Annotated in this window: 22 protein-coding genes; 8 read left to right on the top strand and 14 right to left on the bottom strand. The window is 72.3% G+C overall.

Annotated features, from left to right (window positions below; genetic code table 11):
- Positions 1-87 precede the first annotated feature (87 nt).
- Positions 88-771, bottom strand: a complete 684-nt coding sequence (locus ACFKCF_RS06775; protein WP_394491748.1) for a Stf0 family sulfotransferase — start codon at positions 769-771, stop codon at positions 88-90.
- A gap of 81 nt (positions 772-852) precedes the next feature.
- Here ACFKCF_RS06775 and ACFKCF_RS06770 point away from each other — a divergent pair, with 81 nt between their 5' ends.
- From ACFKCF_RS06770 to ACFKCF_RS06755, 4 genes are all read left to right on the top strand, one after another.
- Entirely contained in the window at positions 853-1,395 is a 543-nt protein-coding gene (locus ACFKCF_RS06770) for an LGFP repeat-containing protein (protein WP_394491746.1), read from the top strand.
- Positions 1,396-1,459: 64 nt separating this feature from the next.
- The gene (locus tag ACFKCF_RS06765; RefSeq protein WP_394491744.1) at positions 1,460-2,398 is read left to right on the top strand and encodes an ATP-binding cassette domain-containing protein; all 939 of its coding nucleotides are present in this window, start codon (positions 1,460-1,462) and stop codon (positions 2,396-2,398) included.
- Positions 2,395-3,150: an ABC transporter permease gene (locus ACFKCF_RS06760; protein WP_394491742.1), complete on the top strand. Its 756-nt coding sequence runs from the start codon at positions 2,395-2,397 to the stop codon at positions 3,148-3,150. Before ACFKCF_RS06765 ends, ACFKCF_RS06760 begins: the two co-directional genes overlap by 4 nt.
- Positions 3,143-3,940 (top strand): ABC transporter permease, encoded by a 798-nt coding sequence (locus tag ACFKCF_RS06755; RefSeq protein ID WP_394491740.1) that lies wholly within the window; start codon positions 3,143-3,145, stop codon positions 3,938-3,940. Before ACFKCF_RS06760 ends, ACFKCF_RS06755 begins: the two co-directional genes overlap by 8 nt.
- Here the strand turns inward: ACFKCF_RS06755 and ACFKCF_RS06750 are convergent, their stop codons facing one another.
- Positions 3,941-4,561, bottom strand: a complete 621-nt coding sequence (locus ACFKCF_RS06750; protein WP_394491738.1) for a hypothetical protein — start codon at positions 4,559-4,561, stop codon at positions 3,941-3,943. It abuts the gene before it with no gap.
- On the opposite strand from ACFKCF_RS06750, the gene ACFKCF_RS06745 reads away from it, so the two are divergent.
- Complete coding sequence (locus tag ACFKCF_RS06745; protein WP_394491736.1) at positions 4,527-4,970, top strand: hypothetical protein; 444 nt, start codon at positions 4,527-4,529, stop codon at positions 4,968-4,970. The genes ACFKCF_RS06750 and ACFKCF_RS06745 overlap by 35 nt on opposite strands.
- 274 nt (positions 4,971-5,244) lie before the next feature.
- Here ACFKCF_RS06745 and ACFKCF_RS06740 read toward each other — a convergent pair whose 3' ends face one another.
- Positions 5,245-5,781, bottom strand: a complete 537-nt coding sequence (locus ACFKCF_RS06740; protein ID WP_394491734.1) for a TetR/AcrR family transcriptional regulator — start codon at positions 5,779-5,781, stop codon at positions 5,245-5,247.
- A 24-nt stretch (positions 5,782-5,805) separates the two neighbouring features.
- Between ACFKCF_RS06740 and ACFKCF_RS06735 the strand changes: the two genes are divergently transcribed.
- Entirely contained in the window at positions 5,806-6,090 is a 285-nt protein-coding gene (locus tag ACFKCF_RS06735; protein WP_394491732.1) for a hypothetical protein, read from the top strand.
- A 398-nt stretch (positions 6,091-6,488) separates the two neighbouring features.
- On the opposite strand, the gene ACFKCF_RS06730 is transcribed toward ACFKCF_RS06735, so the two are convergent.
- The 4 genes from ACFKCF_RS06730 to ACFKCF_RS06715 all read right to left on the bottom strand — a co-directional run bounded on the left by ACFKCF_RS06730 (position 6,489) and on the right by ACFKCF_RS06715 (position 10,730).
- Complete coding sequence (locus ACFKCF_RS06730; RefSeq protein WP_394491730.1) at positions 6,489-7,193, bottom strand: crotonase/enoyl-CoA hydratase family protein; 705 nt, start codon at positions 7,191-7,193, stop codon at positions 6,489-6,491.
- 25 nt (positions 7,194-7,218) lie between these two features.
- Positions 7,219-8,046, bottom strand: a complete 828-nt coding sequence (locus ACFKCF_RS06725; protein ID WP_394491728.1) for a PIG-L family deacetylase — start codon at positions 8,044-8,046, stop codon at positions 7,219-7,221.
- 132 nt (positions 8,047-8,178) lie between these two features.
- Positions 8,179-9,579 (bottom strand): tetratricopeptide repeat protein, encoded by a 1,401-nt coding sequence (locus ACFKCF_RS06720; protein WP_394491726.1) that lies wholly within the window; start codon positions 9,577-9,579, stop codon positions 8,179-8,181.
- Between the two features lie 56 nt (positions 9,580-9,635).
- Positions 9,636-10,730: a glycerophosphodiester phosphodiesterase gene (locus tag ACFKCF_RS06715; RefSeq protein ID WP_394491724.1), complete on the bottom strand. Its 1,095-nt coding sequence runs from the start codon at positions 10,728-10,730 to the stop codon at positions 9,636-9,638.
- Positions 10,731-10,852: 122 nt separating this feature from the next.
- Here ACFKCF_RS06715 and ACFKCF_RS06710 point away from each other — a divergent pair, with 122 nt between their 5' ends.
- Positions 10,853-11,581 (top strand): SDR family NAD(P)-dependent oxidoreductase, encoded by a 729-nt coding sequence (locus ACFKCF_RS06710; protein ID WP_394491722.1) that lies wholly within the window; start codon positions 10,853-10,855, stop codon positions 11,579-11,581.
- Here ACFKCF_RS06710 and ACFKCF_RS06705 read toward each other — a convergent pair.
- The 4 genes from ACFKCF_RS06705 to ACFKCF_RS06690 are packed head-to-tail and all read right to left on the bottom strand — an operon-like array spanning position 11,578 to position 15,390.
- Positions 11,578-12,591: a LacI family DNA-binding transcriptional regulator gene (locus ACFKCF_RS06705; protein ID WP_394491720.1), complete on the bottom strand. Its 1,014-nt coding sequence runs from the start codon at positions 12,589-12,591 to the stop codon at positions 11,578-11,580. The two genes, ACFKCF_RS06710 and ACFKCF_RS06705, sit on opposite strands and share 4 nt — an antisense overlap.
- 24 nt (positions 12,592-12,615) lie before the next feature.
- Positions 12,616-13,428, bottom strand: coding sequence for an ATP-binding cassette domain-containing protein (locus tag ACFKCF_RS06700; protein WP_394491718.1), 813 nt, complete (start codon positions 13,426-13,428; stop codon positions 12,616-12,618).
- Positions 13,425-14,387 (bottom strand): ABC transporter permease, encoded by a 963-nt coding sequence (locus ACFKCF_RS06695; RefSeq protein ID WP_394491716.1) that lies wholly within the window; start codon positions 14,385-14,387, stop codon positions 13,425-13,427. Before ACFKCF_RS06695 ends, ACFKCF_RS06700 begins: the two co-directional genes overlap by 4 nt.
- A 10-nt stretch (positions 14,388-14,397) precedes the next feature.
- The gene (locus tag ACFKCF_RS06690; RefSeq protein ID WP_394491714.1) at positions 14,398-15,390 is read right to left on the bottom strand and encodes a sugar ABC transporter substrate-binding protein; all 993 of its coding nucleotides are present in this window, start codon (positions 15,388-15,390) and stop codon (positions 14,398-14,400) included.
- Positions 15,391-15,538: 148 nt separating this feature from the next.
- On the opposite strand from ACFKCF_RS06690, the gene ACFKCF_RS06685 reads away from it, so the two are divergent.
- On the top strand, positions 15,539-16,489 hold the full coding sequence (locus ACFKCF_RS06685) for a carbohydrate kinase (protein WP_394491711.1): 951 nt from the start codon (positions 15,539-15,541) through the stop codon (positions 16,487-16,489).
- On the opposite strand, the gene ACFKCF_RS06680 is transcribed toward ACFKCF_RS06685, so the two are convergent.
- From ACFKCF_RS06680 to ACFKCF_RS06670, 3 genes are read right to left on the bottom strand one after another with little or no spacing between them, the layout of a single operon-like run.
- Positions 16,490-20,602 carry a TIGR02680 family protein gene (locus ACFKCF_RS06680; protein ID WP_394491709.1) on the bottom strand — a complete coding sequence of 1,371 codons (4,113 nt, stop codon included), beginning with the start codon at positions 20,600-20,602 and terminating at the stop codon, positions 16,490-16,492.
- The gene (locus tag ACFKCF_RS06675) at positions 20,599-21,807 is read right to left on the bottom strand and encodes a TIGR02678 family protein (RefSeq protein WP_394491707.1); all 1,209 of its coding nucleotides are present in this window, start codon (positions 21,805-21,807) and stop codon (positions 20,599-20,601) included. Before ACFKCF_RS06675 ends, ACFKCF_RS06680 begins: the two co-directional genes overlap by 4 nt.
- Positions 21,804-23,423 (bottom strand): TIGR02677 family protein, encoded by a 1,620-nt coding sequence (locus ACFKCF_RS06670; RefSeq protein ID WP_394491705.1) that lies wholly within the window; start codon positions 23,421-23,423, stop codon positions 21,804-21,806. Before ACFKCF_RS06670 ends, ACFKCF_RS06675 begins: the two co-directional genes overlap by 4 nt.
- Positions 23,424-23,681 lie beyond the last annotated feature (258 nt).

The following is a 23,681-nucleotide window of genomic DNA, read 5'->3' as shown; positions in this document are numbered from 1 at the left end:
GCGGGCGGCCTGGGTGACGAGCTTGCCGTACTCCCCCCGCAACTCTTCCGGCATGCGGATTGCGGGGCTCTTCGGGTTGCGGGCCGTTCACTCCTGGCGGTAGCGCTCGATCCAGGCGGTGTTCAGCTCGTCGGCCTGGCGCCGGTGGCCGGCCACGATCGCGCGTCCTTCGGGCAGGTCGAGCCCCAGGAAGCCGAGGATCCCCCGGGTCACCCCCGCCGGGTCCGCGTCGAGGTCCTCGTACCGCACCTGGTGCGGCCGCACGCCGCTGGAGGCGAACCACCTCTCCCAGGCCGCGTTGTGCTCCTCGATCCGCTCGATCAGCTCCCTGATGCCGGCCGCGTCGTAGCTGGGCGCCCGCCCGCCCGGCGCGCCGCCGCCGGCCTCGCCGGCGTTGTCGAGGTACCACGTACCGGTCTGCTCGGCGCGCAGCCAGGACACCGCCTGCGCCAGGACGTCGTCGCGCCGCAGGTACACGAACCGCGTGCGGCCGAAGGCCCGTTCCAGCAGCCGCACGTCCTGACCCGCCAGGCCGGGGTGGACCAGCATGAGCCTGGCGACCACGTGGTCCAGCGTCCCCCACATGAGCTTCGCGCCGAACACCCCGTTCTCCGTCCGCCCGGCGGCCAGCGCCGCCCGCAGGTACTCGCCGTAGCCGGCGGCGCTCGGGAGTCCCCAGCGTTCGGCCCACAGCGCCTCGTCGGGCTCCCGGAAGTACGCCTGCGGCCGGCCCGCCGCCGTATACCCACCGGCGTGACCGCCCCTCGACAAATGAGTAGGCCCTACTCATGCCGCCCTGTCCGATCCTGCCTACCTTCAAGGCAGAGATCGTTCCCGAAGGGCAGGAAGAACATGAACAAGACACTTCGCATCGCGGCAACCGCGGTGGTGGCCATGGCCGGGTCGGCCTTCGTGGCCCAGCCGGCCTCCGCGCGGGCGTGCGAGATCCAGCCGTACGGGCTGATCGGCGACTACTGGAGCTCGCTCGGCGGGGAGAGCGCCATCATCGGCTGCGCCACCGACGAGGAGCGAAGCGTGCCGAACCGCAACGGCCGCAGGCAGAACTTCGACGACGGCCAGATCGCCTGGTCGCCGGACCAGGGCCCGAAAATGATCGTCGCGGCCTACTCCGCCAAGATCAACGGCAGGAACGGCCTGGTCTTCCGCTGGGGGCCGAGCACGCCCTTCAACTACGACTACTACCGGGTGACGCTCAGCGGCGGGCTGAAGGGCGAGCTGAAACTGAAGGACCAGCCTCGTACGCGTGGCCGTCTCGTGGTCTACCCCGGCGCGGGGAAGCGGGTCAGTTTCACCGTCATGGGCTGTGACAACAAGTTCCCCTCCGACACCTGCCGCCAGGGGTGGACCATCTGGGTTTCGGCCACCTCCAGCTAGGGTGGGCCCGGCCGGGTCGTGAAAATAAGTTGCAGCATGCGCGCCCCGAAGAAAGCATTCTTGCATGATCCGGGTCGAGGGGTTAACCAAGGTTTTTCGCCGGCCACGCACCTTCCCCGGCCCCTTCGGGGCGTTACGCACGCTGGTCACCCGGCAGTACGAGCACAAGACGGCCGTCGACGACGTCAGCTTCGACATCGACGAGGGCGAGGTCATCGGCTACCTCGGGCCGAACGGCGCGGGCAAGTCCACCACCATCAAGATCCTCACCGGCATCCTCACCCCGACGAGCGGCACCGTGCGGGTCAACGGTCTGGTGCCCTGGCGCAGCCGCTCGGCCAACGCGCGCAACGTCGGGGTGGTGTTCGGCCAGCGTAGCCAGCTGTGGTGGGACCTGCCGCTGATCGAGTCGTTACGGCTGGTGGGCTCGCTCTACGACGTTCCCGCCGCGCGCTTCGAGACGTCGCTGAGCAAGCTGCGCGACCTGCTCGGGCTCGACGAGTTCCTCGACACCCCGGTGCGCCAGCTCAGCCTGGGCCAGCGGATGCGGGGCGACCTGGCCGCGGCCGTGCTGTACGAACCTCCGCTGCTCTATCTCGACGAGCCGACAGTCGGGCTGGACGTGGTGGCCAAGGAGGCCGTACGCGAGTTCATCGTGGAGACCAACCGTGCCGGCCGCACCACCGTCATCCTGACCACGCACGATCTGGCCGACGTCGAGGCGTTGTGCAAGCGGATCATCCTCATCGACCGGGGCCGCGTGCTCTTCGACGGTGCCATCGACGCGCTGGTGAACCAGCCCCGGCGGCTGGTGGTGCTGCTCGAGTCCGGGCCGGAGGAGGTGCGCGGCGCGCCCCGGGACGCCGAGGGGCGCTACGTCTTCGAGATCCACGACGATCTGCCGGGCATGATCGCCTCGATCGCCGCCGAGCACACCATCCGCGACCTGTCGATCGAGGAACCCGCCCTGGAGAACGTGATCAAAGGGATCTACACCCGATGACGCGCGTCGGGTTCCGCCTCGCCCTGGCCTACCGCAGCAACATCATCATGACCTGCGTGACGATGGTCGCCCAGGTGTTCCTGCTGCGCATGATCTGGACCGCCGTGTACGGCTCGCGCCCCGCGGCCGCCGGGCTCACGCTGGAGGCGCTGCTGGCCTACCTCACGCTGGCCAACCTGCAGGCCTTCGCCACCCACACCCTCGTCGCCCGCACCGTCCATCGCCGCATCCGTACCGGGATGGTCTTCTTCGACCTGGCCCGCCCGGTCGGCTACCTGCGGCAGATGGCCGCCTTCCAGGTGGGGAACACCGCGGGCGGGCTGCTGCTGCTCGCCCCGGTCGTCCCCGTGGTCCTGCTGGTCGGCTCGATCACCGTGCCGGTCAACGGCCCGGGCTATGTGATCACCCTGGTGCTCGGGTACGTGATCGCCGTACAGCTGTCGCTGCTGATCAGCCTGATCGGCTTCTGGACCATGGAGACCGGGGCGATCTCGCTGCTCTACCGGCTGGTCAGCCAGTTCTTCGCCGGGACGATGGTGCCGCTCGCCTTCTTCCCCGGCTTCCTGGGCGAACTGGCCGAGATCCTGCCCTTCAAGTACATGGGTTACGTGCCCGCGGCGGTCTACATCGGCCACATCTCCGATATTTCAGGACCTGTGGTGGTTGAGCTCGCCTGGATCGCGGGACTGTGGGGCCTGCTCGGGCTGACCTGGTCCCGGGCCTGCCGAAGGGTGGTGATCCAGGGTGGCTGAGATCCTGCGCGGCCTGCGGCTGTACGTCCTGCTCCAGCGCGCCTCCGCCCGCGGCGCCCTGCAGTACCGCATGAACACCGTGATCGGCGTCCTCAGCGGCGCGATCTGGCAGGGCACCGGATTCGCCTTCATCTGGGTGGTGATGCACACCTTCCCGTCGCTGGCGGGCTGGGGCCTGGCGGAGATCGCCTTCCTCTACGGCCTGCGCCTGACCGCCCACGCCCTGGCCATGATCCCCCTGATGAGCGTGAACGACATCCAGTGGCTCGTCCTCAACGGGGAGTTCGACCGCTTCCTGCTCCGCCCGCTCAACCCCCTCGTCCAGCTCATGGGCAGCCGGATGGGCATCGCCCAGTTCGGCGACCTGCTGGTGGGCGTGACGCTGGTCGCCGTGGCCGGCCAGAACGCGCAGGTCCGGTGGAACGCCTGGCTGATCGCCTTCTGCCTCATGGCGATCGTCGGCGGCGCTCTCATCGAGGCCGCCTTCTTCCTCGCGCTCTGCTCCCTGTCGCTCCGCATGATCGACACCTTCGCCCTGCGGGTCTTCGTCGACGACGTCTTCAGCAAGTTCGGCTCGTACCCGATGAGGATCTTCGGTGGCGTGGTGGAGTGGCTGCTGACGTTCGTGCTGCCGGTCGCCTTCGTGGCGTACGTGCCGGCGAGCGTCGTGCTGGGCAAGATCGCCAACCCTTGGGCCCTGACCGCCCCGCTGGTGGGAGTGATCCTGATCGTGCTGGCGTACCTCGTCTGGCGGCGTCAGCTCGACCATTACCAGAGCGTCGGTCATTGATCAGTAGGAGAAGGCAGGCCACGCCGCTTTCAGGTCGCGCCGCCTTCGGGCCGCGCCGAGCCAGAGGTCCGGGCCGAACACCTCGTAGTGGAGGTCGAGGGGCGCGACCACGGCCGCGATGAGCTCGCCGCGCGCCGCCCGCATGAACGGAACAGGCCCGCACATGTAGACGACCGCGCCCGCCGGGATGTCCACCCCGTCCAGGGACATCCTCCCGGTACGGGGGTGGCCTTCCTCGTACCAGAAGATCCGCTCCCCGCCGGGCAGGGCGTCGGCCAGACGTTCCATGTCCGCGCGCAGGGCGTGGGCGGCCGGGGGGCGGTCGGCGTGCAGCACCAGGACCCGGCGGGTGTCGCCGGTGAGCGCCAGGTGCTCCAGCATCGCGGTGATCGGGGTGCAGCCGATGCCCGCCGAGACGAGCACGAGCGGGGCCTCGCCGCCGTCGAGCGCCACGTCGCCGAACGGCGCGGAAAGGGTCAGTTCGTCCCCCTCCTTGACGGTGGCGTGCAGGAGGCTGGACACCTCGCCGTCGCCGACCCGCTTGGCCGTGATGCGGCGCAGGCCGTCCGCGCCGTGCCCCGGCAGCGTGTACTGCCGGAGCTGGCGGACGCCGTCGGGCATCCGCACCCGTACGCTGACGTACTGGCCGGGCCGGGCGGGCGGGGCCGGCGCGCAGACGCTCCGCTTCGTCGGCGCCTTCACCGATGCCGTGCTGGGCAACTTCGTGTTCGGCCGTTACTTCGACAGCGAACGCAGTCCGCTCGACGACGATTGCGCGACCCTGCACGGAATGTTCCGGTCGGACGCCTTTCCCCTGGCGGACTCCTCGTGGTGCGCCATCGCCGACCCCGCCGTCGGCCCTGCCGCGGCCCTGGTGATCGCCGACTCGAATAGCCTGGACTCCCTGGACTCCCTGGACGCCGTCCTGGCCTGGACCGTCGACCGCCGCTTCTCCTGGCCTGTTCGCTGGGGACGGCTCGACATCGCCGAGAGCGTCGAGGCAGCGTCCGCTCTCCTTCGTCGGATCTGAAAACACCCGCACAGCCGCACACTCCCCGTACGCCGACACGCCCGCACACGGCGACACGCCCCATACGCCGACATGCCCGCATACGGCGACACGCCCTCATACGGCGACCGACGAGCAGGAGATCGCGCACACGGGGATCGCGGACGCCCGCGGGGGCCGTTCAGTCCATGACTGTCGGACATCTGGCCAGGCGGGCGGCGCTCATGCCCTCGACGTCGGCGCGTGCGCACCGGCAGGAACCAATTGCCCGTCGAGCCACCACGGCCCGCGAACCTCACCTGTGTGACAGGAGGCGGTCGACCAGGCTGTCGGCGTAGTCGGGGGTGAGCGGGCCCGCTCCGAACAGGATCCGGATGTACATCGGGGCCAAAATGTGGTCGAGGACGTCCAGGACGTCCGGGGGATGCTCGCTCCTGTCGCGGGCCCGGTCGAGCATGGCCTGGAGCTGGCGGGAGCGTTCGGCGAGGAACGCGTCGCGCGCCCGCAGGCCGTGCTGCCCCGCCGTGGACAGGGCGATGACCAGGCGCAGCACCGCCGGCCCCTCAGGGCCGGTGACGTCGCGGGCCACGTTGGCGGCATAGGCGCGCAGGTCGCCCGCCAGGCTGCCGGTGTCAGGGATCGGCGACTGCGTGGTCAGCCAGGTGATCGCCACGTCCATGAGCAGGGCCTCGAGGTTGCCCCAGCGGCGGTAGACGCTGGTGTCGGCCACACCGGCGCGGGCCGCGACCTCGCCGACAGTGAAGTTCCCGTAGCCGCGTTCGGCGATGAGGTCGGTGACGTCGCGGCCGACCTGGACCGCGCGGCCTGGCACCGCCCCGGCGCCCTGGAGACGAACGTGCGCCTGGGGTTCGGCACCGTGCCGGGGGCGATGGCGGCGCTCATCCACCTCACCGAAGTGCTGGTGCACGGCGTCGACCTGGCACTCGCCACCCACCAGGAGCACCTCGTCGACCAGCGCTCCTGCGAGGAACTGCTGACGGTCATGCGCGGCATGGACTTCGGCGCCTTCCGCCGGCCGGGCATGTTCGGCCCCGAACTGCCCGCTCCGGCCGACGCCACCGCCCACCAGCGGCTCCTAGCCTTCCTCGGCCGCACCGTCACCCTCGAGACCACGCGCTGATCACCAGCGCCGCCGTCACGTCGCGGTGCCGAGCGGCCCCCGACCGGGCCATCACCTGCACAGACGAAGGCACCTCGCAGACAACGGCTGCCACCACCGGCAAGAGGGCCCCGCCCAGGCGAACGGCCCCGCATAGGGAGGAGGGTCCCGCCCAGCCATGAGCCCCCGCCCGGCCAAGCGGGGTCCTGTCCGACCGTGGACGCCCTGCTCCGGCGAGGGATCCCGCTCGCGCGAGGGCCCCGCTCGGGCAAGGGACCCGCCCTCGCACAGCCGACCCCCACCTGCCCCGATCTTGCCCCGGGCCCTCGCTACGCCAGCGGCCATGCGGCAGGCGTCCCGCTACGCCAGCGTGCGGCAGGCGCCCCGGCCACGCCGAAGGCCAGGCGGCAGGTGCCCGGTTACGCCGGCGGCCAGCTCGCGCCCGGGCCGAACTCCTCGGCGATCCCGGCTCGCATCGCCTCCAGCGTCTGCCGCCGGGCCCGTGCCTTGGTAGCCGCGTGTGCCCTCATGTTGAGGGCTGTCAGCGCCTCGGCCGTCTCGCGGGCGACGTCGGACACCCGAGCCGGCTCCGCCACCCGGTCCAGGAACCCGGCCGCCACCCCGTCGTCGGGTGAGAACGGCTCGGCCAGCAGCACCGCCCGCGTGAAGCAGGCGGGCGTCAGCCGCTGCCGGAGGATCTCCACCGCCGCGTACGGCATCGTGATGCCCATCGCCACCTCGTTGGCCACCAGCCGGTACGGCCCGGCCGCGCCCACCCGGTAGTCGGCCGACAGCAGCAGGAACGCGCCCATCGCCACCGCGTGTCCCGTGCACGCGGCCACCACGGGCGTCGGGAAAGACAGCAGCCGGGCCGCCAGCTCGAAGCCGCCCCGCACCATCGCCAGGGCTCCCTCGCCGCCCGCTGCGAGCGCCTTCAGGTCGAACCCGGCCGAGAAGACTCCCTCCCGGCCCTCCAGCAGCACGATCGCCGAGTCGGCGGCCGCCCGGTCGAGGGCGGCGCCGAGCTCGGTCAGCATCTGGACCGAGATCGCGTTCACTTTGCCGTCGTCCATGGTGATGGTGGCGACGGAGTCCTTGAGCCGGTAGCTGACGAGGGTGCCCATAGGGCTTAGAATAATGTTCTGGACGCTAGCCGTCACGCAGTCCCGCGAACAGGTCCTCCTCATGGTCGGGCGCGTCCACCTTGCACAGCTTGCGCTCGAACGCCTCGCGCGAGAACGCCTGCTGCTGCACCTCCTCGGGCATGCGCAGCAGGAAGATGTTCTCCCCCTGGCTCTCGTGCGCCCTGAGCGCCTTGAGCTTGCGCTCGACGAACGGCGCGATGTCGACGACGCTGGTGACCCGCTCGTCGGGGGTGCCGAAGTCGTCGGACGGCTGGAAGTCGCCGAAGTCGACCCCGTTGGCCCGCATCATCTCGAACATCTGCTTGATGCCGGAGCGAGGCATGGCCGTGTAGTAGAACTTGTCGGGAATGCCGGTCTGCTCGACGGCCGCCACCGTGACGCGGTGGGCCTGGACGTGGTCGGGATGGCCGTAACCGCCACCGCCGGTCTCGTCATAGGTCACCACGACCTGCGGCCGGTAGTGCTCCATCAACGCGCTCAGCTTGGCGGCGGCCGTCTCGACCGGCACGTTGGCGAACGCGTCGGGGTGGGCGTTGGCCTCCCAGCCCTGCATGCCGGAGTCTCGGTAGCCGAGCAGCTCCAGGTGGTCGATGCCCAGGTGGGACACCGACTCGCGCAGCTCGGCCAGCCGCTGCTCGGCCACCGCCGCGTCGTCGTGGCCGTCGTCGCCCGGCTTCACGCCGCCCTGGCCGTCGCCCTGCTCGCCGTTGGTGCAGGTGACCAGGACCGTGCGAATGCCCTCGTCGGAGTAGCGGGCCAGGATGCCGCCGGTGCTCAGGCATTCGTCGTCGGGGTGTGCGTGTACGACCATCAGGGTGAGTTGCCGTTCCATGGCCGCAAACACTACCCGCCGGCTCCGACAGTTCCCCGGCCGGATCGGCCGCCGTTCCGGGCCGCCTCCCCCACCACGCCGCCCCATCCCGGGCCGGCTCCCCGATCAGGCCCGTCCCGGGCCGGCTCCCGGCTAGGACCGGCCGCCGTTCCGGGCGAGCTCCCCGGCACGCAGGCGGGCGGCCTCGGCGGCGCCCCGCTCGCCCAGCTCGTCGGCGAGGGCGGCCTGCTTGAGCCAGTTGTACGGGCTGCACGGCCGGACGTTGACGCGCTCGCTCACCAGCACCCGCGCGATGTCCCGCCGCCCCGCCCGCAGGGCCGCCTCCAGCAGGGTCTTCTGCACGGCGTCCCGCTGCGCGTGGCTGCCCCCGAACTCGTTGACCCGGTGCCTGATCGGATAGAGCAGGTCCACGACCGCGTCGTAGTCGCCGCGCCCGAAGGCCACCAGCGAGCGGCACACCGGCAGGCCCACCCGGAGGGTCATGTCCCGGTTGGTGACGCCCGGACGCGGCTCCAGCACGTACGCCTCCCGCGTCGCGATCAGCTTCTCCGCCTCCCCGGCCCGCCCGGCGCCCACGTACGACATGACCGCGTGCATGTCGTTGAACGCGTAGAACGGCTCGGCCACCCTGACCGGCCACGCGTCGGCCAGGGCGCGCCAGCGCTCGTGCTGGTCAGAGCCCTCCAGGTGGAGCCGCCAGAGCAGGGCGGCGGCGTCCAGCAGCTCCATGCAGGTCTCCCCGCCCGCGAGCACCGAGTCGTAGATCGCCAGCGCCCGCGCCTCGTCACCGGACTCCAGCGCGTACAGGCAGTAGTGCCACCAGTTGTGGATGTTGAAGAACGTTCCAGTCGACCAGTCGGGGACCCGCGCGTCGAGGTAGCGCACCCCCTCCCCGAACCGCCCCTGCATCTCGTAGGTGTGCACGACCGCGTGAATGCCCCACACGTCGCGCGCGTTCAGCTCCACGGCCCGCAGCCCGGCCTCCTCCGACCGGTCGTAGTGCCCCGCCTCCTCCAGGCCGAAGGCGTACATCCCCAGCACGTGCCCGAAGTGCGGGTCGTCCTCCCGCCAGGCGCCGAGGGCCCCGCCGATCCGGTCGCGCAGCGAGCGCGCGTCGCCGGTGAAGAAGTCGACCTGGTGCCCGGCCACCAGCGCCAGGGCGTCGCGCGGGTGCTCCACGGTGATCTCGCCGAGCAGCCGACCGCACGTCAGCCAGTCGCCGTCGAGCAGCGCCTGCACGGCCGCCACGTGGGCGCGCTCGCGGGGCAGCAGCGACGTCTCGTCTGCCCTGTCCCGGAAGGCGGCGAAGCGCGCCCGCGCCTTCCGCGCGTCGTCGGCCTCGGTGGTGAGCAGCCCGAGGTAGGCGCTCAGGACGTTGCCCATCGGGAAGTCGGGCGACTCGGCCAGCGCCGCCTTGGTCTCGGTGGCGACCTCCACCCGCAGGTGCAGCAGTTCGTCGATCGCGCGGTCGTAGTGCCGCGCCGCGGCGGCGCCGGCCCCGGTCATCGCCAGGCCGTGCTGGTCGTTCCTCACCGGACCAATGTACCCACTGATCCGGTGGGGAATAGGGCCGACGCCCCGACGCGTCCCTACGCCTGCCGTCCGCTCACCACGGCCCTGCCCATGGCCGGGTCGTCGCAGAAGGCCCCGTCGATCCCCAGGTCGATCAGCTTCGACAGCCATCCCATCACGTTCCCGGTGGCCCGGGGGTAGACGGGACTGGCCGGGTTGCCGAGCCGGTAGTCGGCGGGCAGCTGCGAGTTCTCGTTCCGTACCGTCCAGACGTGCACGTCCAGCCGGCGCCGGTGCGCGTCGGCGATCAGCGTGGTGGGTTCGAGGGTCTTGCCCGAGGCGTCCTGGGGCACCACGCGCCGGGTGTCCACCCCGATCCCGTTCGCGTACGAGGCCACCTCGCGCAGCCCGTCCGGCTTGACCATGTCGTCGTACGTGCGGGTGCTGCCGGAGGCGACCCAGTCGTACGGCGCTCCCCCGAACGTGATCAGCTGGATCAGCGGCAGGCGGGTCCTGCCGCGCAGCTCGCGCAGGTTGGCGGTCTCGAAGGACTGGATGTACGCCTTGCGCACGCGATACCGGTCGAGCACCTCCAGCAGCGGCTCCTCCAGCGACAGGCCGATGGAGTCGAAGTACGTCGGGTGCTTGGTCTCGGGGTAGACGCCGACGCCGTGCTCCTGCGCCAGCCTCACGACCTCCTCGAACGTCGGGATCTCCGGCAGCCCGTCGAAGGCGGTGTTGTCCGGCCGCAGGTCGGGAACGCGTTCCTTGGCGCGCAGCGTCTTCAGCTCGGCCAGCGTGAAGTCCTCGGTGAACCAGCCGGTGATCGCCCGGCCGTCCACGGTCTTGGTGGTGCGCCGGCCGGCGAACTCGGGGTGCGCGGCCACGTCGGTCGTCCCGGAGATCTCGTTCTCGTGCCTGGCGACCAGCACGTGGTCCTTGGTCGAGACGAGGTCGGGCTCGATGTAGTCGGCGCCCATGGCGATGGCGGTCTCGTACGACAGGAGCGTGTGCTCGGGCCGGTGGGCGCTCGCGCCCCGGTGGCCGATCACGATGGGCGCGTGGCCGCGGCGCTCGGCCGTGGCGGGAGTCGTCTGGGTCAGCACGACGGCGACCGTACCGCCGGCGACGGCTCCGGCCAGCACACTCGCGAGTAACCTGCGCATTCTCATGCGCGCACCGTAGACCGCCCAGGTGGACCGCGAGTTACGCGTGAGCACACAGTGGAAGACGTACGGAAACTCCCCTTTCCAACGTGCCGTCAACGTCTCTGTCACGGGGAAGACTGGGTGACATGACCCAACTCACTGGCCGCGTGGCCCTGCTGACCGGCGCGTCGGGCGGCATCGGGCAGGCGATCGGACGCCGCCTCGTCGCCGCGGGAGTAAGGACCGCCTTCACGTACGGCACCCGCTCCGAGCACGCCGACGACCTGGTGGCGCAGGCGCGGGCCGCCGGTGTGGACGCGATCGCCCTCCCGGGCGACCTGGCCGACCCGCAGGTCCCGGTCGCCCTGCTGCGCGCCACGGCCGACGCGCTCGGCCCCGTCGACCTGCTGATCTCCAACGCCGGCTATGCCATCCAGCAGGAGTACACGGCGGTGGACGCGGTGACGTGGGACCGCACGATGGCGGTCAATCTGCGCGCGCCGTTCCTGCTGGCGCAGCAGGCGCTGCCGGGGATGGCGGCGCGGGGGTACGGGCGGGTGCTGTTCATGTCGTCGATCGCGGCCTTCACCGGCGGCATCGTCGGCCCCCACTACGCCGCGTCCAAGGCGGCCCTGCACGGCATGCTGCACTTCCTGGCCGCCCGGGTGGCCTCGCACGGCGTGACGGTCAATGCCCTGGCGCCCGCCCTGATCGAGGACACCGCGATGCTCCCGGCCACGGCGAGCCCGAGCCACCTCCCGGTCGGCCGCTTCGGGCGGCCGGAGGAGGTCGCCGACCTGGCCCTGGCCGTCCTGCGCAACGGCTACCTGACCAGCCAGGTCCTCAGCCTGGACGGCGGCGCCTACCCCCGCTAGCTATCCGGGGCGGGCAGCTCGCCCGAGCCCCGGACGACCAGCCGGGTGGGCACCAGCGTCCTGCGGGCCTTGGAACGGTCGCCGTCCAGCCGCGCCAGCACCTGCTCGGCCGCCGCGGCCCCCATCCGCGCCGGGTCCTGGGCCACGACCGTCAGCGGCGGGTCCAGGCACTCGGCCAGGGGCAGGTCGTCGAAGCCCACCAGCGCCACGTCCCTGCGGCGGGCCCGCGACAGCGCCACCACCGCGCCCGTGGAGGCCAGGTTGTTGCCCGCGAACAGGGCGGTCGGCGGATCGTCGAGGGCTAACAGCCGCATCGCGGCGTGGGCCGCGGCCTCCTGGTCGTGACCCGTCTCCACCAGGCTCCGGTCGAACGGCAGCCCCGCGCCTTCGAGCGCGTCGCGGTAGCCCTGGAAGCGTTCGCGGCGCGTGTAGAGGGTGGCCGGCACGTCGCCGACGAAGCCGATCCTGCGGTGGCCGTGGGCGATCAGGTGGGCGACGCCGGCCCTGGCGCCCTCCCGGTTGGCGCTGACCACGCTGTCGGCGGTCAGGCCGACGGCCGGCCGGTCGAGGAAGACGATGGGCAGGCCCGCCACGCGCTCGTTGCGCAGGTGGCGGTGGTCGCTGGTGGCCGAGGGGACCACCATGAGAGCGCTCACCCTTCGGGCCAGGAACGTCGCGATCAGCGACTGCTCCAGGTCGGCGGTCTCGCTGGAGTTGCCGACGATGAGGGTGAGGCCGCGGGCGCGGATGGCGCTCTCGATGCCGCCCGCGACCGTGCCGAAGAACGGGTTGCCCATCTCGGGGATGACCAGGCCGATCGCGGCGTCGCGCGCGCCGACCCGCATGTTGCGGGCCATCAGGTTGGGCTGGTAGCCCAGCTTCCTGACGGCCGCCATGACGCGCTCGCGGGTCTCGACGGCGACCGGGCCGTCGTCGTTGAGCACCCGCGAGACCGTCTTCGCCGTGACGCCGACCTCACGCGCCACATCTGTCATCGTCGGACGCCGCATTGCGCCCATGTTAGTGGCCGCTCATCAGGACAACCCGATCGCCTCCGCCGCGCCCTGATCCGCCACCACCGCCTTGCCGTCCGAGACCTGGAGGGCGCCGGTCATGATGGCCACCACCTCGGCCATGCTGTGGTCGCCCGGCTTGATCTGGGCGACCCGGCGGCCGAGGCGCTGGACGTGGATGCGGTCGGCGATCTCGAAGACGTGCGGCATGTTGTGGCTGATCAGCACGACCGGCGTGCCCCCGTCGCGGACCCGCTTGATCATGTCGAGCACCTGGCCGGACTCCTTGACGCCGAGCGCGGCCGTGGGCTCGTCCATGACCACGACGTGCGTGGCCCACGCGACCGCCCTGGCCACGGCCACGCCCTGCCGCTGGCCGCCGGACAGCGACTCGACCGGCTGGGTGAGCGAGCGCAGCCCGATCTTGAGCTCGGCCATGTGCCGGGCGGACTCCTCGCGCATGCGCTTCTTGTCGAGCATACGGAAGACGCTGCCGAGGATGCCGGGCTTGCGGATCTCGCGGCCGAGGAACATGTTCGTGGCGATGTCGAGCGAGGCCGCCACCGCGAGGTCCTGGTAGACGGTCTCGATGCCCTGCCGGCGCGCCTCCAGCGGGTCGCGGAAGCGCACCGGCTTGCCGTCGAGCAGGATCTCGCCGGTGTCGGGCTGGAGCGCGCCCGTGAGCGCCTTGATGAGGCTGGTCTTGCCGGCGCCGTTGTCGCCGATGACGGCGAGCACCTCGCCGGGCATCAGGTCGAAGTCGGCGCCGTCGAGCGCGGTCACGTGGCCGTAACGCTTCACCAGGCCGCGAGCCTGGAGCACGGGGGTCGTCATCGGTTCCTCCTGCGGGAGAGCTGGTCGACGGCGACGGCGAGGATCACCAGGATGCCGGTGATGAGCGTCTGGTAGATCGACGGTACGCCCATCAGCTGCAGCCCGTTGCGGAACACCCCCACGATGAGCGCTCCGACCAGCGTGCCGATCACCAGGCCGCGGCCGCCGAACAGGCTCGTCCCGCCCAGGACGACCGCGGTGATGCTGTCCAGGTTGTCGGTCTGGCCGGCCTGCGGGTCGCCCACTCCGGTACGCGAGACCAGCAGCAGGGCGGCGATGCCGTACACGAAGCCGGCCAGCGTGTAGACGCCGATGGTCAGCCGGCGCGTCCTGATGCCGGTCAGGCGGGCCACCTCGGGGCTGTTGCCGAGCGCGTACACGTGGCGGCCCCACGCCGTGGAGCCGAGCAGGTACGCGAACAGCAGGAACAGCAGGATCGTCAGCAGCGAGCCGTAGGTGACGTTCGTCTGACCGACCTGGAACGTCTGGCCGAGGAACGTCAGCACCGGCGGCAGGTCGGTGACCGTCTGCTCGTCGGAGTAGATGTGGGTCAGGGCGAAGACCACGTTCAGCATGCCGAGCGTCACGATGAACGGCGGCAACGAGATCCGTGTCACCAGCAACCCGTTGACCAGCCCGAACAGCGAGCAGACGGCGAGCCCGGCGGCGATCGCGAGGACCGGCGGCAGGCCGCTGTCCACGGCCAGCTTGGTCATCACGATGCCGCCGAACGCCATGATCGCGCCGTTGGACAGGTCGATGCCCGCGGTCAGGATGATCAGCGTCTGGCCGATGGCCAGCGTGCCGACCACCATGACCTGCTGGATGATCAGCGAGAAGTTCGGGCCGGTGAAGAACTGGTCGGTCCTGAGCCCGAAGAACACGCAGGCCAGGACGAGCGCGGCCAGCGGGCCCGCGACGGGGGTCGAGATCAGGCGGCGCGGCAGCGTCGCTTCCATGACGGCCATGTCAGCCCCAGCAGTTCGCCAGGCCGAAGGCCGTGTCCTTGGCCTCGACGCCGGAGACGGACTTGTCGGTGATCAGGGTGACGCCGGTGTCGGTGTAGCCGGAGGCCTTCTTGCCGGTCTTGGCGAACTCCGACACCGCCTTGACGCCGTCCTCGGCCATCTTCAGCGGGTACTGCTGGCTCGTGGCGGCGATCTCACCCGACTTCACGGCCTTGACGCCGGTGCAGCCGCCGTCCACGGAGACGATCAGCACGTCCTTCTCGCGGCCCTTGGCCTTCAGCGCCGTGTACGCGCCCAGCGCCGCGGGCTCGTTGATCGTGTAGACGAGGTTGATGTCGGGGGCCTTCTGCAGGCAGTTCTCCATGGCGGTCTGTCCCTTGGACTGGTCGCCCCTGGTGTCCTGGGAGCAGACGATGGACGGGTCGCCCTCCGCGATCCCGTACCCCTTCAGGAAGCCGTCGTGCCGGAGCTGGCCGACGGTGATGCCGGGGGCCAGGTCGAGGGTGGCGATCTTGGCGGGCTTGCCGGCCATGGCGGCCTTGGCGTACTGGCCGATCAGCTCGCCGGCCTTGAGGTTGTCGGTGGCGAACAGCGCGTCCGTGGCGTCCTGCGGGTCCGTCGGCGTGTCCAGGGCGATGACGAGCACGCCCGCGTCGCGGGCCTTCTTGACGGCGGGCACGATGGCCTTGGTGTCGCTCGGCGTGATGAGGATGCCCTTCACACCGGCGGCGACCATGTTCTCGACGGCGGTGATCTGGGAGGCGTTGTCGCCGTCGAACTTGCCGGCGGCGGTCATCAGCTCCATGCCGTTGGCCTGGGCCGACTTCTGGGCGCCCTCCTTCATTTTCACGAAGAACGGGTTCGTCTCGGTCTTGGTGATGAGGCCGACCTTGGGCGTCGCGGAGGCGCTCTGCCCGCCGCCTCCGCCCCCGCCGCCACATCCGGTGACGAGAAGGGCGGTGACCAGGAGTCCGGCCGAGATCTTTGCATTCATGGGCGGTTCCTATCAGGGGGGACCCGATGTCATCGTTGACATATGTCAACGTTGACATCCGCTGTGCTGCGATGATGGACTCCCATCCGAGAAACGTCAATGCCCTCATGCCGTAACAAATCGGCAACGTGCCTGAAAGGCAGGCTCGATGATCGCTGTCCTGGGCGAGTGCGTCGCCGACGGCTTCACCACCCGTGCCCCTGGCGACCAGCCCCCCGCCGCCCCGACCGGGCAGGGCGATGAGGGGGTGGAGCTGGCGTTGCGGGTGCTGCCGGGCGGCGGGCCCGCGAACACCGCGGTGGCGCTGGCCCGGCTCGGCACTCCCACGCGCTTCCTCGGCCGCATCTCCGGCGACGTGTTCGGCGAGCTGTTCCGCCGCCACCTCACCGCCTCGGGCGTCGACCTCTCGGCCTCCGTCGACGCCGCGGAACCCAGCACGCTCGCCGTCGCCGCCCTCGACGCGGGCGGCCAGGCGGAGTACACCTTCTACGCCGACGGCACCGCCGACTGGCAGTGGACCCCGTACGAGCTGGGCCCGGACCGCCTCGGCCCGGCCGCCTGCCTGCACACCGGATCGCTGGCCCTGGCCAGGGAGCCGGGCCGGACGGCGGTGGAGGCGTTCGCGCGGGAGGCCGCCGGGCGCGCCACGATCTCGATCGACCCGAACGTCCGCCCCAGCCTCGCCTCCCTGGCCGACTACCCGGTGTCGCGCTGGTGCGAGTGGACCGACATCCTCAAGCTCAGCGCGGACGACCTGGACTTCCTGCTGCCCGGGGTGCCGCTGGAAGGCGCCTGCGACACCTGGCACGCCGCCGGCGCCCGGCTGATCGTCATCACGAGGGGCGCGGCGGGCGCGCTGGTGTCCCTGGACGGCGAGCGGGCGTCGGTCCCGGCGCCGAAGGTGGACGTGGTGGACACGGTCGGCGCGGGCGACTCCTTCACGGCGGGCCTGCTGCACAGCCTCGCCGCCAAGGGCCTCCTGGGAGGCCGTCTGGACGGCCTGGACCTGGAGACGGCGGTGGAGGCGGCCGAGCTCGCGGTCAGGGTGTCGGCGCTGACGTGCTCGGTCGCGGGCGCCAACCCGCCCCGGAGCGTGTGATCATTCCGTCGGGACCGTCCGGTAGCCGTTCCAGACGAAGCGGGCGGTCGTCACCGCGTCGTCCCCGTCGCCGGTGATGAGCTGGTGGACGGCGATCCCGTCGAGCTCGCGGTACTCGCACCACTCGTGGTCGGACGTGAGCACCAGGTCCAGCCCCAGGCTCACCAGCAGGTCGAACACCTGCCCCCGGTTCGTCTTGTCCACACCCACGAACACCTCGTCCAGCAGGATGAACCGGGGGCAGCCCGGATCGCTCTGGTAGTGCGCGGCCACCGCGGCGAACAGCGGCAGGTGCAGCGCGATCGCCTTCTCCCCTCCGGACAGCGCCCCGTGCAGCTTCCTGGTGAGGTCCTGCCAGCCCTGCCCGTCGCCGCGGTCCAGCCTGACCACGAACCGGTGCCAGGCCGTGTAGTCGAGCACCTTCATGAGCTGGTCCTCCCAGCTCGCCGAGGAGTTGTCGGCCCGCGCCTCCTCCACCCGGTCCCTGAAGAAGGCGTACAGGGCCTCCCTGTCGGCCTCGTCCAGCCCGGCAGGGTCGCGCAGCAGCAGGTCGCGGGCGGCCCGGGTACCGGGCGACTGGGTGGGATCGACCTGCCACACCAGCCGGACGGCCACCCGGGAGGCGGTGCGGACGCGTTCGAGGCGCTGGTTCATGCCCTCCACCAGCGCGGTCGCCTGCCGGATCCGGTCGGCGAGGTGCCGCCGCGTGTCACCGGCCAGCGTCCGGTCGAACAGGTCCCGCTCCGCCTCCGTGATGTCCGAGCGCCGCTCGTCGCGCTCCTCGCGCAGCGCCTCGCTGAGGGCCGCGGCCCCCGCCCGGACGCCGGCGACGGTGGCGGTCAGCAGCTGGACGTCCTCGTCGGGCGTCAGCTCCAGGTCCGCCCGGTCGGCGAGGATCTCCCTGGCGTGGTGGAAGGCGTCCCCCAGCCGCGCCTCCGCCTCCTTGATGTTCTTCTGCTCGTACGGCACCGCCGCGAGCTGCTCGGCGACGGACCTGGCCGAGACCAGCACGGCCCGCACCCCGGCGTCGCGCGCCAGCTCGACCGTCACCCGCGCGTCCGCCGCCAGGTGCCCGGCCGTCAGGCCGCGGAAGCGTTCGGACACCTCGTCCCGCACCCGGCCCGCCTCGGCGTGCTTGTCCTCGACGGTGCCCAGCTCGCCCCTGAGCTCGCCGAGCCGGGCGTGCAGCCGGGCCAGGTCGTCGTTGACCGAGCGGATGAGGCGGCGGCAGGTCTGGTACGCGGCCTGCGTCTCCTGGAGCCGCTCCAGCACGCGCAGGTGCTCGACGCCGACCGTGGACTCGACCGCCGCGAGCTTCTCCGCCAGCGTGACGGCGCCCGCCGCGGCGTCCTCGGCGCGTTCGACGGCCCTGACGGCGAGGTCCTGGTATTCGCCCGCGGTCTCGGCGGCGTGCCCGGCGCGCTCCGCGGCGGCGCGGGCGTCGGCGCGCCGGTCGTGCCAGGCGGTGCCGGTCGCCTCGGCCGTGCGCAGGGCCTCCTCGAGGTTGTCGAGCGCGGGCGGCGCCGTGGGCAGGGCGTGGCCGGCGGCCAGCTCGGTGAGCCGCCGCAGTGACCTGCCGACCTCCTTCTCCCGCTCGTGCAGGCGCTGCTCGCAGGCCCGGAGCTGGTCCTCGAGCAGCGCGACCTTCTTCACCGCCCCGTCGAGCGCGTCGAGCGCGGCCGCGTACGGCCGCCTGTCAGGCCGGCGCCGCAGCTCGGCGGCCAGCGTGTCGCGGTCGGCGTCGACCACGGCGAGCAGGTGGTCGCACTCGGCGACGGTGCCCGCGAGCTCGCCGAGCCGGTCGTCCAGCTCGGCGACGCGGCGGCGCCTGGCGCGCTCGCGGGCGGTGGCGCCGATGTAGGAGGGTTCGGGCTTGACCCAGCGGCCCGCGGCGGGTCCGAGCCGCCAGGTGCCGTCGGCGCCGACGACGGCGGGGTGGTCGACGCCGATCGCGCTGGGCGCGAACGCGATGCCCGCCAGCACCGTGTCGGCCTTGACCGGGGAGTCCGCCTCCGTGAGCAGCACGTGGGCCAGGCTGTAGCCGGGCGCGGGCTTGGCCAGCGCGGCCACGGCGAACGCGTCGTGCTCCCCCGCGTCGAACCCGCCGTCCGGGCGCAGCCACAGGTCCAGCAGGCCCGCCGCCTCCAGCGCCGCCTCCACGCCCGCCTGGGCGACGGGGTCGAGACCCGACCTGAACGCCACGGCCCGCCACAGCGGGGCCCCCGGGCGTGCCTGCCTGGCGGCCATGTCGCGGGCGTGCGTGGCGGGCGGGTCGAGGACGGTCCGGTCGTTGAGGCGTTCGCGTTCGCGGGTCAGCTCGGCGCGCTCGGCCAGCAGCTTGTCGCGCAGGCCGGTCAGGTGCTGCTCGCGGGCGGCCAGCTTGACGGCCGCCGACGTACGGGCGGCGCCCACCAGCTCGTCGGCCTGCTCGAACCGCTCCGCCAGGCCCGCCAGGTCGTCCGCGTCGAGCTTGAGCTGGGCGCAGCCGGCCGCCCATTCGGACAGCGCGGCGGCCAGGTTGGCGGCCCGCTCGTCGCGCAGGCGCTCGGCCTCGTCGTGGGCGGCCTGCGCCGCGGCGAGGTCGTCGCGGGCGCGGTCGCGGTCCTGCTCGGCCGCGGTGCGGCGGTTGATCGCCTCCTGGTGCTCGACGGCTCCGGCGCGTACCGCCCGGATCTGGGCGGCGCGGCTGGTGACGGCGGCCCGCAGCAGCTCCCGTGCCCGGTGCACGGCCCCCGCGCCGTCGGCGGCACCGTCGGCGGCACCGTCGGCGGCACCGTCGGCCGCGCGGCCGCCCTGATCGCCCTCGTCCGGCTCCTGGCCGGATCCGGCTCGGTCGGACTCCTCGTGGGCGGCCAGCAGCCCGGCGCGTTCGGCCGCGTGGCGGGCCTGCGTCCTGGAACGTTCCGCGAGCGCGGCGGCGGTGCGGGCGGCGACCTCGGCCAGCGCCGACAGCTCCTGCTTGGCGGCGGCCGAGCGGGCCGCCGTCCCCGCCTGGTCGCGGAGCAGGGCGGCCGTCTCGTGGGCGGCCTGCGCCTCCGTGCGGAGCCGGTGCAGCTCGGAGCCCGCCCGGTACGCCTCGCTCTCCTTCAGGCCGTCGATCTGCGCCGCCAGCGCCAGCTCCTGCGCCTCCTCCTCGCCGAGCCGCACGGTCGTGGTGTTCAGCTCGCCCTCGACCTCCTTGAGCGCCTCGCGCTTGGCCTTGGCCTCGGCCGCCAGCGAGTCGAGGGTGTGGTTCGCGGACGTCACCGCGGCCGCGGCGGCGCGCAGGACGCGCTGGGCGTAGCCGCGCTGGCGGCCGGCCAGCCGGTCGGCCTCCTCCACGTCGCGCTCGAGCAGCCGCAGCTCCTCCCGGCGGCGGTCGAGCCGCTCGAACCCCTCGGCGATCTCGTGGATCTCCCCCTCGCCGAGCGGCGGCAGGGCGCTCGACAGCAGGTCGGACAGCAGGCCCGGGTCGAGGCGTTCGGAGAGCTTGGGGGTGCGCAGCTGGCGCAGGGCGGTGAGGAGCGAGTCGTAGCGCTGCTCGTTGAGCGCCCGGTAGAGCGTCCGGCGCACGACGGCGCGGTAGGCGTCGGCGGACTCGTGGACCTGGCCCGACGTGCCGAGCTCCTCGGCGAGCTGGGCCTTGGTCAGGGGCTGGCCGCCCTCGCCGGTGAGCCGGATGCCGTCGGGGGCGTCGACGCGGGCCTCGGTCGTGAAGTACACGGCGGTGACGTTCTTGGTGTGGACGGTGGCCTGGAGCCGGGCGCCGCAGGTGAACCAGCTCCCGTCGGCATGCCGGAACTCCAGCCACACGTAGCCGACCCGGGTGGTGCCGCCGGCGCCTTCGCCCATGAGGTTCCAGTGCATGGTGCGCTCGGTGCCGCCGAACGTGGACAGCCTGCTCGGCTTCAGGCTGGCGTCGAGCACGTACGGGAGCAGCAGCTCCAGCACCTTGGACTTGCCGCTGCCGTTGGGCCCACGCAGCAGCAGCCTGCCCCGGTGGAACTCGAACACCTCGTCGTAGTAGCGCCACACGTTCAGGATCCCCGCGCGTACGGGAACCCAGCGGGCGTCCATGCCCTGCGCGGCGCGCGTGCCAGTGGTGAGTGCGGCGGTGAGCTCCGTGACTGTCATGAATCCTCCTGGACGGCTGTGCCGCGGTCGACCCGGTAGCGGGCCGCGGCAGGCAGGGCGGCGACCCGGTCACCCGTGCGGCGGGCCAGCCCGAACAGCTCGAGCACCTCCAGCGCGTCGGCGGCCAGCCGCGGCCCGCCGCCGTCGGACTGGTACGCCTTGGCCCACTGCGGGAAGCGGCGCAGGAGCTCCGCGGCCTCGGCGTCGATCCGGGCGGCCCTGACGGGGCCGGAGGAGACGAGCAGGTCGAGCATGAGCAGGGCGGCCACCTTGGCGTGGCTGCCGTCGTCGGGGAACTTGGTGTCCGTGGCGGTGGCGTCGGTGTCGATGAGCAGGAAGCCCTCGGCCCGTTCCTCCAGCACGAACCCGGCCTCCTCCGCGGCCCGGCGGATGATCCGGCGGCCGGTGAGCGAGTCGGCGTAGGCCGACTGCTCGGGGGTCAGCTCGTCGCGGTAGACGACGGGCTCGTCGAGGAGGCGGCGGATGAGGGAGTGCCTGGCCCACAGGTTGCGCTGGGTCTCGGTCGGCTCGTCGCCGCCATAGCGGGGCTCGGTGGTGAGCGTGCCGAGCACCCGGTCCATGGGGTCGTCGCCCTCGGCGGCGATGCGGGACGGGGGCACGGGGGCGGCGAGGAGCCTGATCACGCGGATGGTGTCGACGCGGTAGAGCACCTTGGCGTCCTCGTCGTCGAGGTAGGAGTCGGTCGCGCCGTCCATGGGCGTGATCGCGCCGTAGTACTCCAGCTGTTTGAGCGCGTCCACGAACGCGGCCCGTTCCTCGCTCCTGACCGGGTCGAAGGCGGGCACCCCCGCTTCCACGGCGGCGGCCTGGACCACGCGCTGGGCGAGCATGCCGATCGTGGTGACCGGCGAGGTGAGCAGCTCGGCGGCGCAGAGGCAGAGCAGCGTGTAGCGGCGGCGGTCGAACGGGGCCCTGGTGGTGCGGCGGCGCCGGGCGGGCCGGGTGGCGCTCGCCTCGGATCTGACCTTGACGAGGCGGGCGTACCCCTGGCGCGGCTCCACGACCAGCCGCCAGCCGCAGAAGTAGTCGAACCACTGGATGAGCGGTTGCCGCCGCTTCCTGATCAGGTCGAAGGCGGCGGCGTCGTCGTGCAGGGACACGAGCGGCCTGCCGAGCAGGGTCCTGATCGCCCGCGCGATCTCCTCCTTCTCGGCCCTGACGAGCTGGTTGGCCAGGCTGCTCATGCGCCCGCCGCCCGCTCGTGGCAGGCGGGGGAGCCGCCCACGCCGCCGTTGAGGGAGGCCCGGCCGAGAGCCGGCGTGCGCACGTCGATGAGGTAGTCGGGGCCGCGGAACCAGCCCTCCGAGGTACGCAGCACCGCCACCGCACCGTCCTCGGGGGCCCGCAGCACGATCTCCACCCGCCCGTCCGAGGTCACGGCCCGTTTGAACCCGGTCGAGTCGGGCCGCTCGACCAGTGCCCTGCCGAGCAGGTCGAGCAGGCGCCCGAACGTCTCGTGGTCGAGCTCCCCCAGCTGCGACAGCCGGGTCGCCCCCGTGGTGGCCAGCGCCGACCAGGCGGCCTCCAGCTCGGCCCGCTCCTTGCCGGCCCGCTCCCGGCGCTCGGCCCGCAGGGCGACGACGTCACGCACCTTGCCCGTGCGTCCCATCCGCTCGGTGCGCCCGCGCGAGCGCAGCAGCGCCGACACCTCCACGGGCTCGGCCTCCCGCCACGGCACCCCGGCCGGGATCAGCTCCGCGTCCGCGTGCCCCAGGTGCGCGTGCCGGGCGGGGCCCAGCCCGAACGCCGCGTCCCACAGCCGGTGGGCGTCGCCCTCGCTCGGGGCGCCCGCGAACCAGCGGGCCAGCATGCGGAAGTCGGCGGCGGCGCTGGAGGAGCGGCGGCGGGAGTCGGTGATCCGATCGAGCACCTGCAGCAGCGACACGATGGCGCGCCGCGCCACGTCATGGAGCCGGCGGATCCGCGGCACCGCCCGGTCGTCCGGCCCGTCGGCCCGCCCGTCGTCCGGCCCCTCCTCGGGTGCGAACCACAGGCACAGGCCCTCCCACCTGGCCGCCCGCGCCGCCAGCCACGACGTGACGTGATCCGTGCCCGGCGCCTTCGGCAGGTCGGCCCCGTCGAGCGCGCGGGCGTGCAGCACGGCGACCCCGTGCCCGGCCACCGCGCGCAGGGCGGCCGCGATGGTGTCGCCGCGCTGCTCCAGATCGGTCACGAACTCCTGCAGGTAGGCCACGGTGGCACCCTTGACCTCGTGGAACGTGGCGAGGTCGGTGCCCTCGACGCGCAGCAACCGCTGCAGCTCGCCGTTGAACCGCCTGGTGTTGTCGCGCAGCCCGTCGAGGTGGCCTTCGAGCTCCCGCAGGCTCGCGAAGATGCGCCGGTTGCGCCCGGGATCCGGATCGCGCAGCAGCGACTCCAGCTCCCCCAGCCGGTCGGCGATGGCGTCGAGCACCGCTGTCTGCAACGCTCCAACGGAGGTCAGCGTCGCCGTCGCGTGCCGCACGCCGGCGAAGGCCGCCTCGCCCCGCCTGGTCAGCGAATACCGCAGGTTCTTGCGCTCGTACTCCTCGGCGGTGGGGAAGCTCCCGGCGTGGTTGAAGATGACGTCGAGCAGCCCCCACCCCGCGAGCTGCTTGAGCGTCGCGGTCAGCTCCTGCTCGCCGACCGGGGCGTACCAGCCCACCGCCCGCAGCCGCTCCCGCACCGCCTCCACGGTGAGCGCCGACTCCAGCCGCTCGTTCGCCTCGCCGAAGGCGTAGAGGACCGCGGTGTTCAGGTCTGCCCGGTCGGTGGTGGCGAACCGGAACATCTCCGGCGGCACCCGTGGCGGCTCAGCCATCGCCCCGCTCCCCTCGCCACACGATTCCCACGCGCGCAACCGTAGCGGGAAGCCCTCACGGCCCGGCCCCGGTTTGCGCGCAGATCACGAGGGTACGGCGCGCGCATGGGAAGGGGAGCCGGGATGGCGGAGTTCGGTACGACCCGTCCCCGCGCCTGACGCGGAATCGGCGCCATCCGGCGCCCGAGCACTACCCAGCGATTACCTCGCGCTTGCAAAGGATCTATTCCAGCACTCTTAAAGGGCGCCGCAAGCTTT

The organism is Nonomuraea sp. JJY05 (assembly GCF_043496855.1).
Lineage (GTDB): Bacteria > Actinomycetota > Actinomycetes > Streptosporangiales > Streptosporangiaceae > Nonomuraea.
Note: the sequence above shows the minus strand (reverse complement) of the source record. Positions and strands in the feature narration are given on the sequence as shown.

Bases quoted from the DNA above. Each gene is read 5' to 3' on its own strand.
- ACFKCF_RS06760 (WP_394491742.1), top strand. From the start codon at position 2,395: ATGACGCGCGTCGGGTTCCGCCTCGCCCTGGCCTACCGCAGCAACATC.
- ACFKCF_RS06770 (WP_394491746.1), top strand. From the start codon at position 853: ATGAACAAGACACTTCGCATCGCGGCAACCGCGGTGGTGGCCATGGCC.
- ACFKCF_RS06690 (WP_394491714.1), bottom strand. From the start codon at position 15,390: ATGAATGCAAAGATCTCGGCCGGACTCCTGGTCACCGCCCTTCTCGTC.
- ACFKCF_RS06750 (WP_394491738.1), bottom strand. From the start codon at position 4,561: ATGCCCGACGGCGTCCGCCAGCTCCGGCAGTACACGCTGCCGGGGCAC.
- ACFKCF_RS06710 (WP_394491722.1), top strand. From the start codon at position 10,853: ATGACCCAACTCACTGGCCGCGTGGCCCTGCTGACCGGCGCGTCGGGC.
- ACFKCF_RS06705 (WP_394491720.1), bottom strand. From the start codon at position 12,591: ATGCGGCGTCCGACGATGACAGATGTGGCGCGTGAGGTCGGCGTCACG.
- ACFKCF_RS06670 (WP_394491705.1), bottom strand. From the start codon at position 23,423: ATGGCTGAGCCGCCACGGGTGCCGCCGGAGATGTTCCGGTTCGCCACC.
- ACFKCF_RS06685 (WP_394491711.1), top strand. From the start codon at position 15,539: ATGATCGCTGTCCTGGGCGAGTGCGTCGCCGACGGCTTCACCACCCGT.
- ACFKCF_RS06700 (WP_394491718.1), bottom strand. From the start codon at position 13,428: ATGACGACCCCCGTGCTCCAGGCTCGCGGCCTGGTGAAGCGTTACGGC.
- ACFKCF_RS06680 (WP_394491709.1), bottom strand. From the start codon at position 20,602: ATGACAGTCACGGAGCTCACCGCCGCACTCACCACTGGCACGCGCGCC.
- ACFKCF_RS06725 (WP_394491728.1), bottom strand. From the start codon at position 8,046: ATGGAACGGCAACTCACCCTGATGGTCGTACACGCACACCCCGACGAC.
- ACFKCF_RS06715 (WP_394491724.1), bottom strand. From the start codon at position 10,730: ATGAGAATGCGCAGGTTACTCGCGAGTGTGCTGGCCGGAGCCGTCGCC.
- ACFKCF_RS06730 (WP_394491730.1), bottom strand. From the start codon at position 7,193: ATGGGCACCCTCGTCAGCTACCGGCTCAAGGACTCCGTCGCCACCATC.
- ACFKCF_RS06695 (WP_394491716.1), bottom strand. From the start codon at position 14,387: ATGGAAGCGACGCTGCCGCGCCGCCTGATCTCGACCCCCGTCGCGGGC.
- ACFKCF_RS06765 (WP_394491744.1), top strand. From the start codon at position 1,460: ATGATCCGGGTCGAGGGGTTAACCAAGGTTTTTCGCCGGCCACGCACC.
- ACFKCF_RS06675 (WP_394491707.1), bottom strand. From the start codon at position 21,807: ATGAGCAGCCTGGCCAACCAGCTCGTCAGGGCCGAGAAGGAGGAGATC.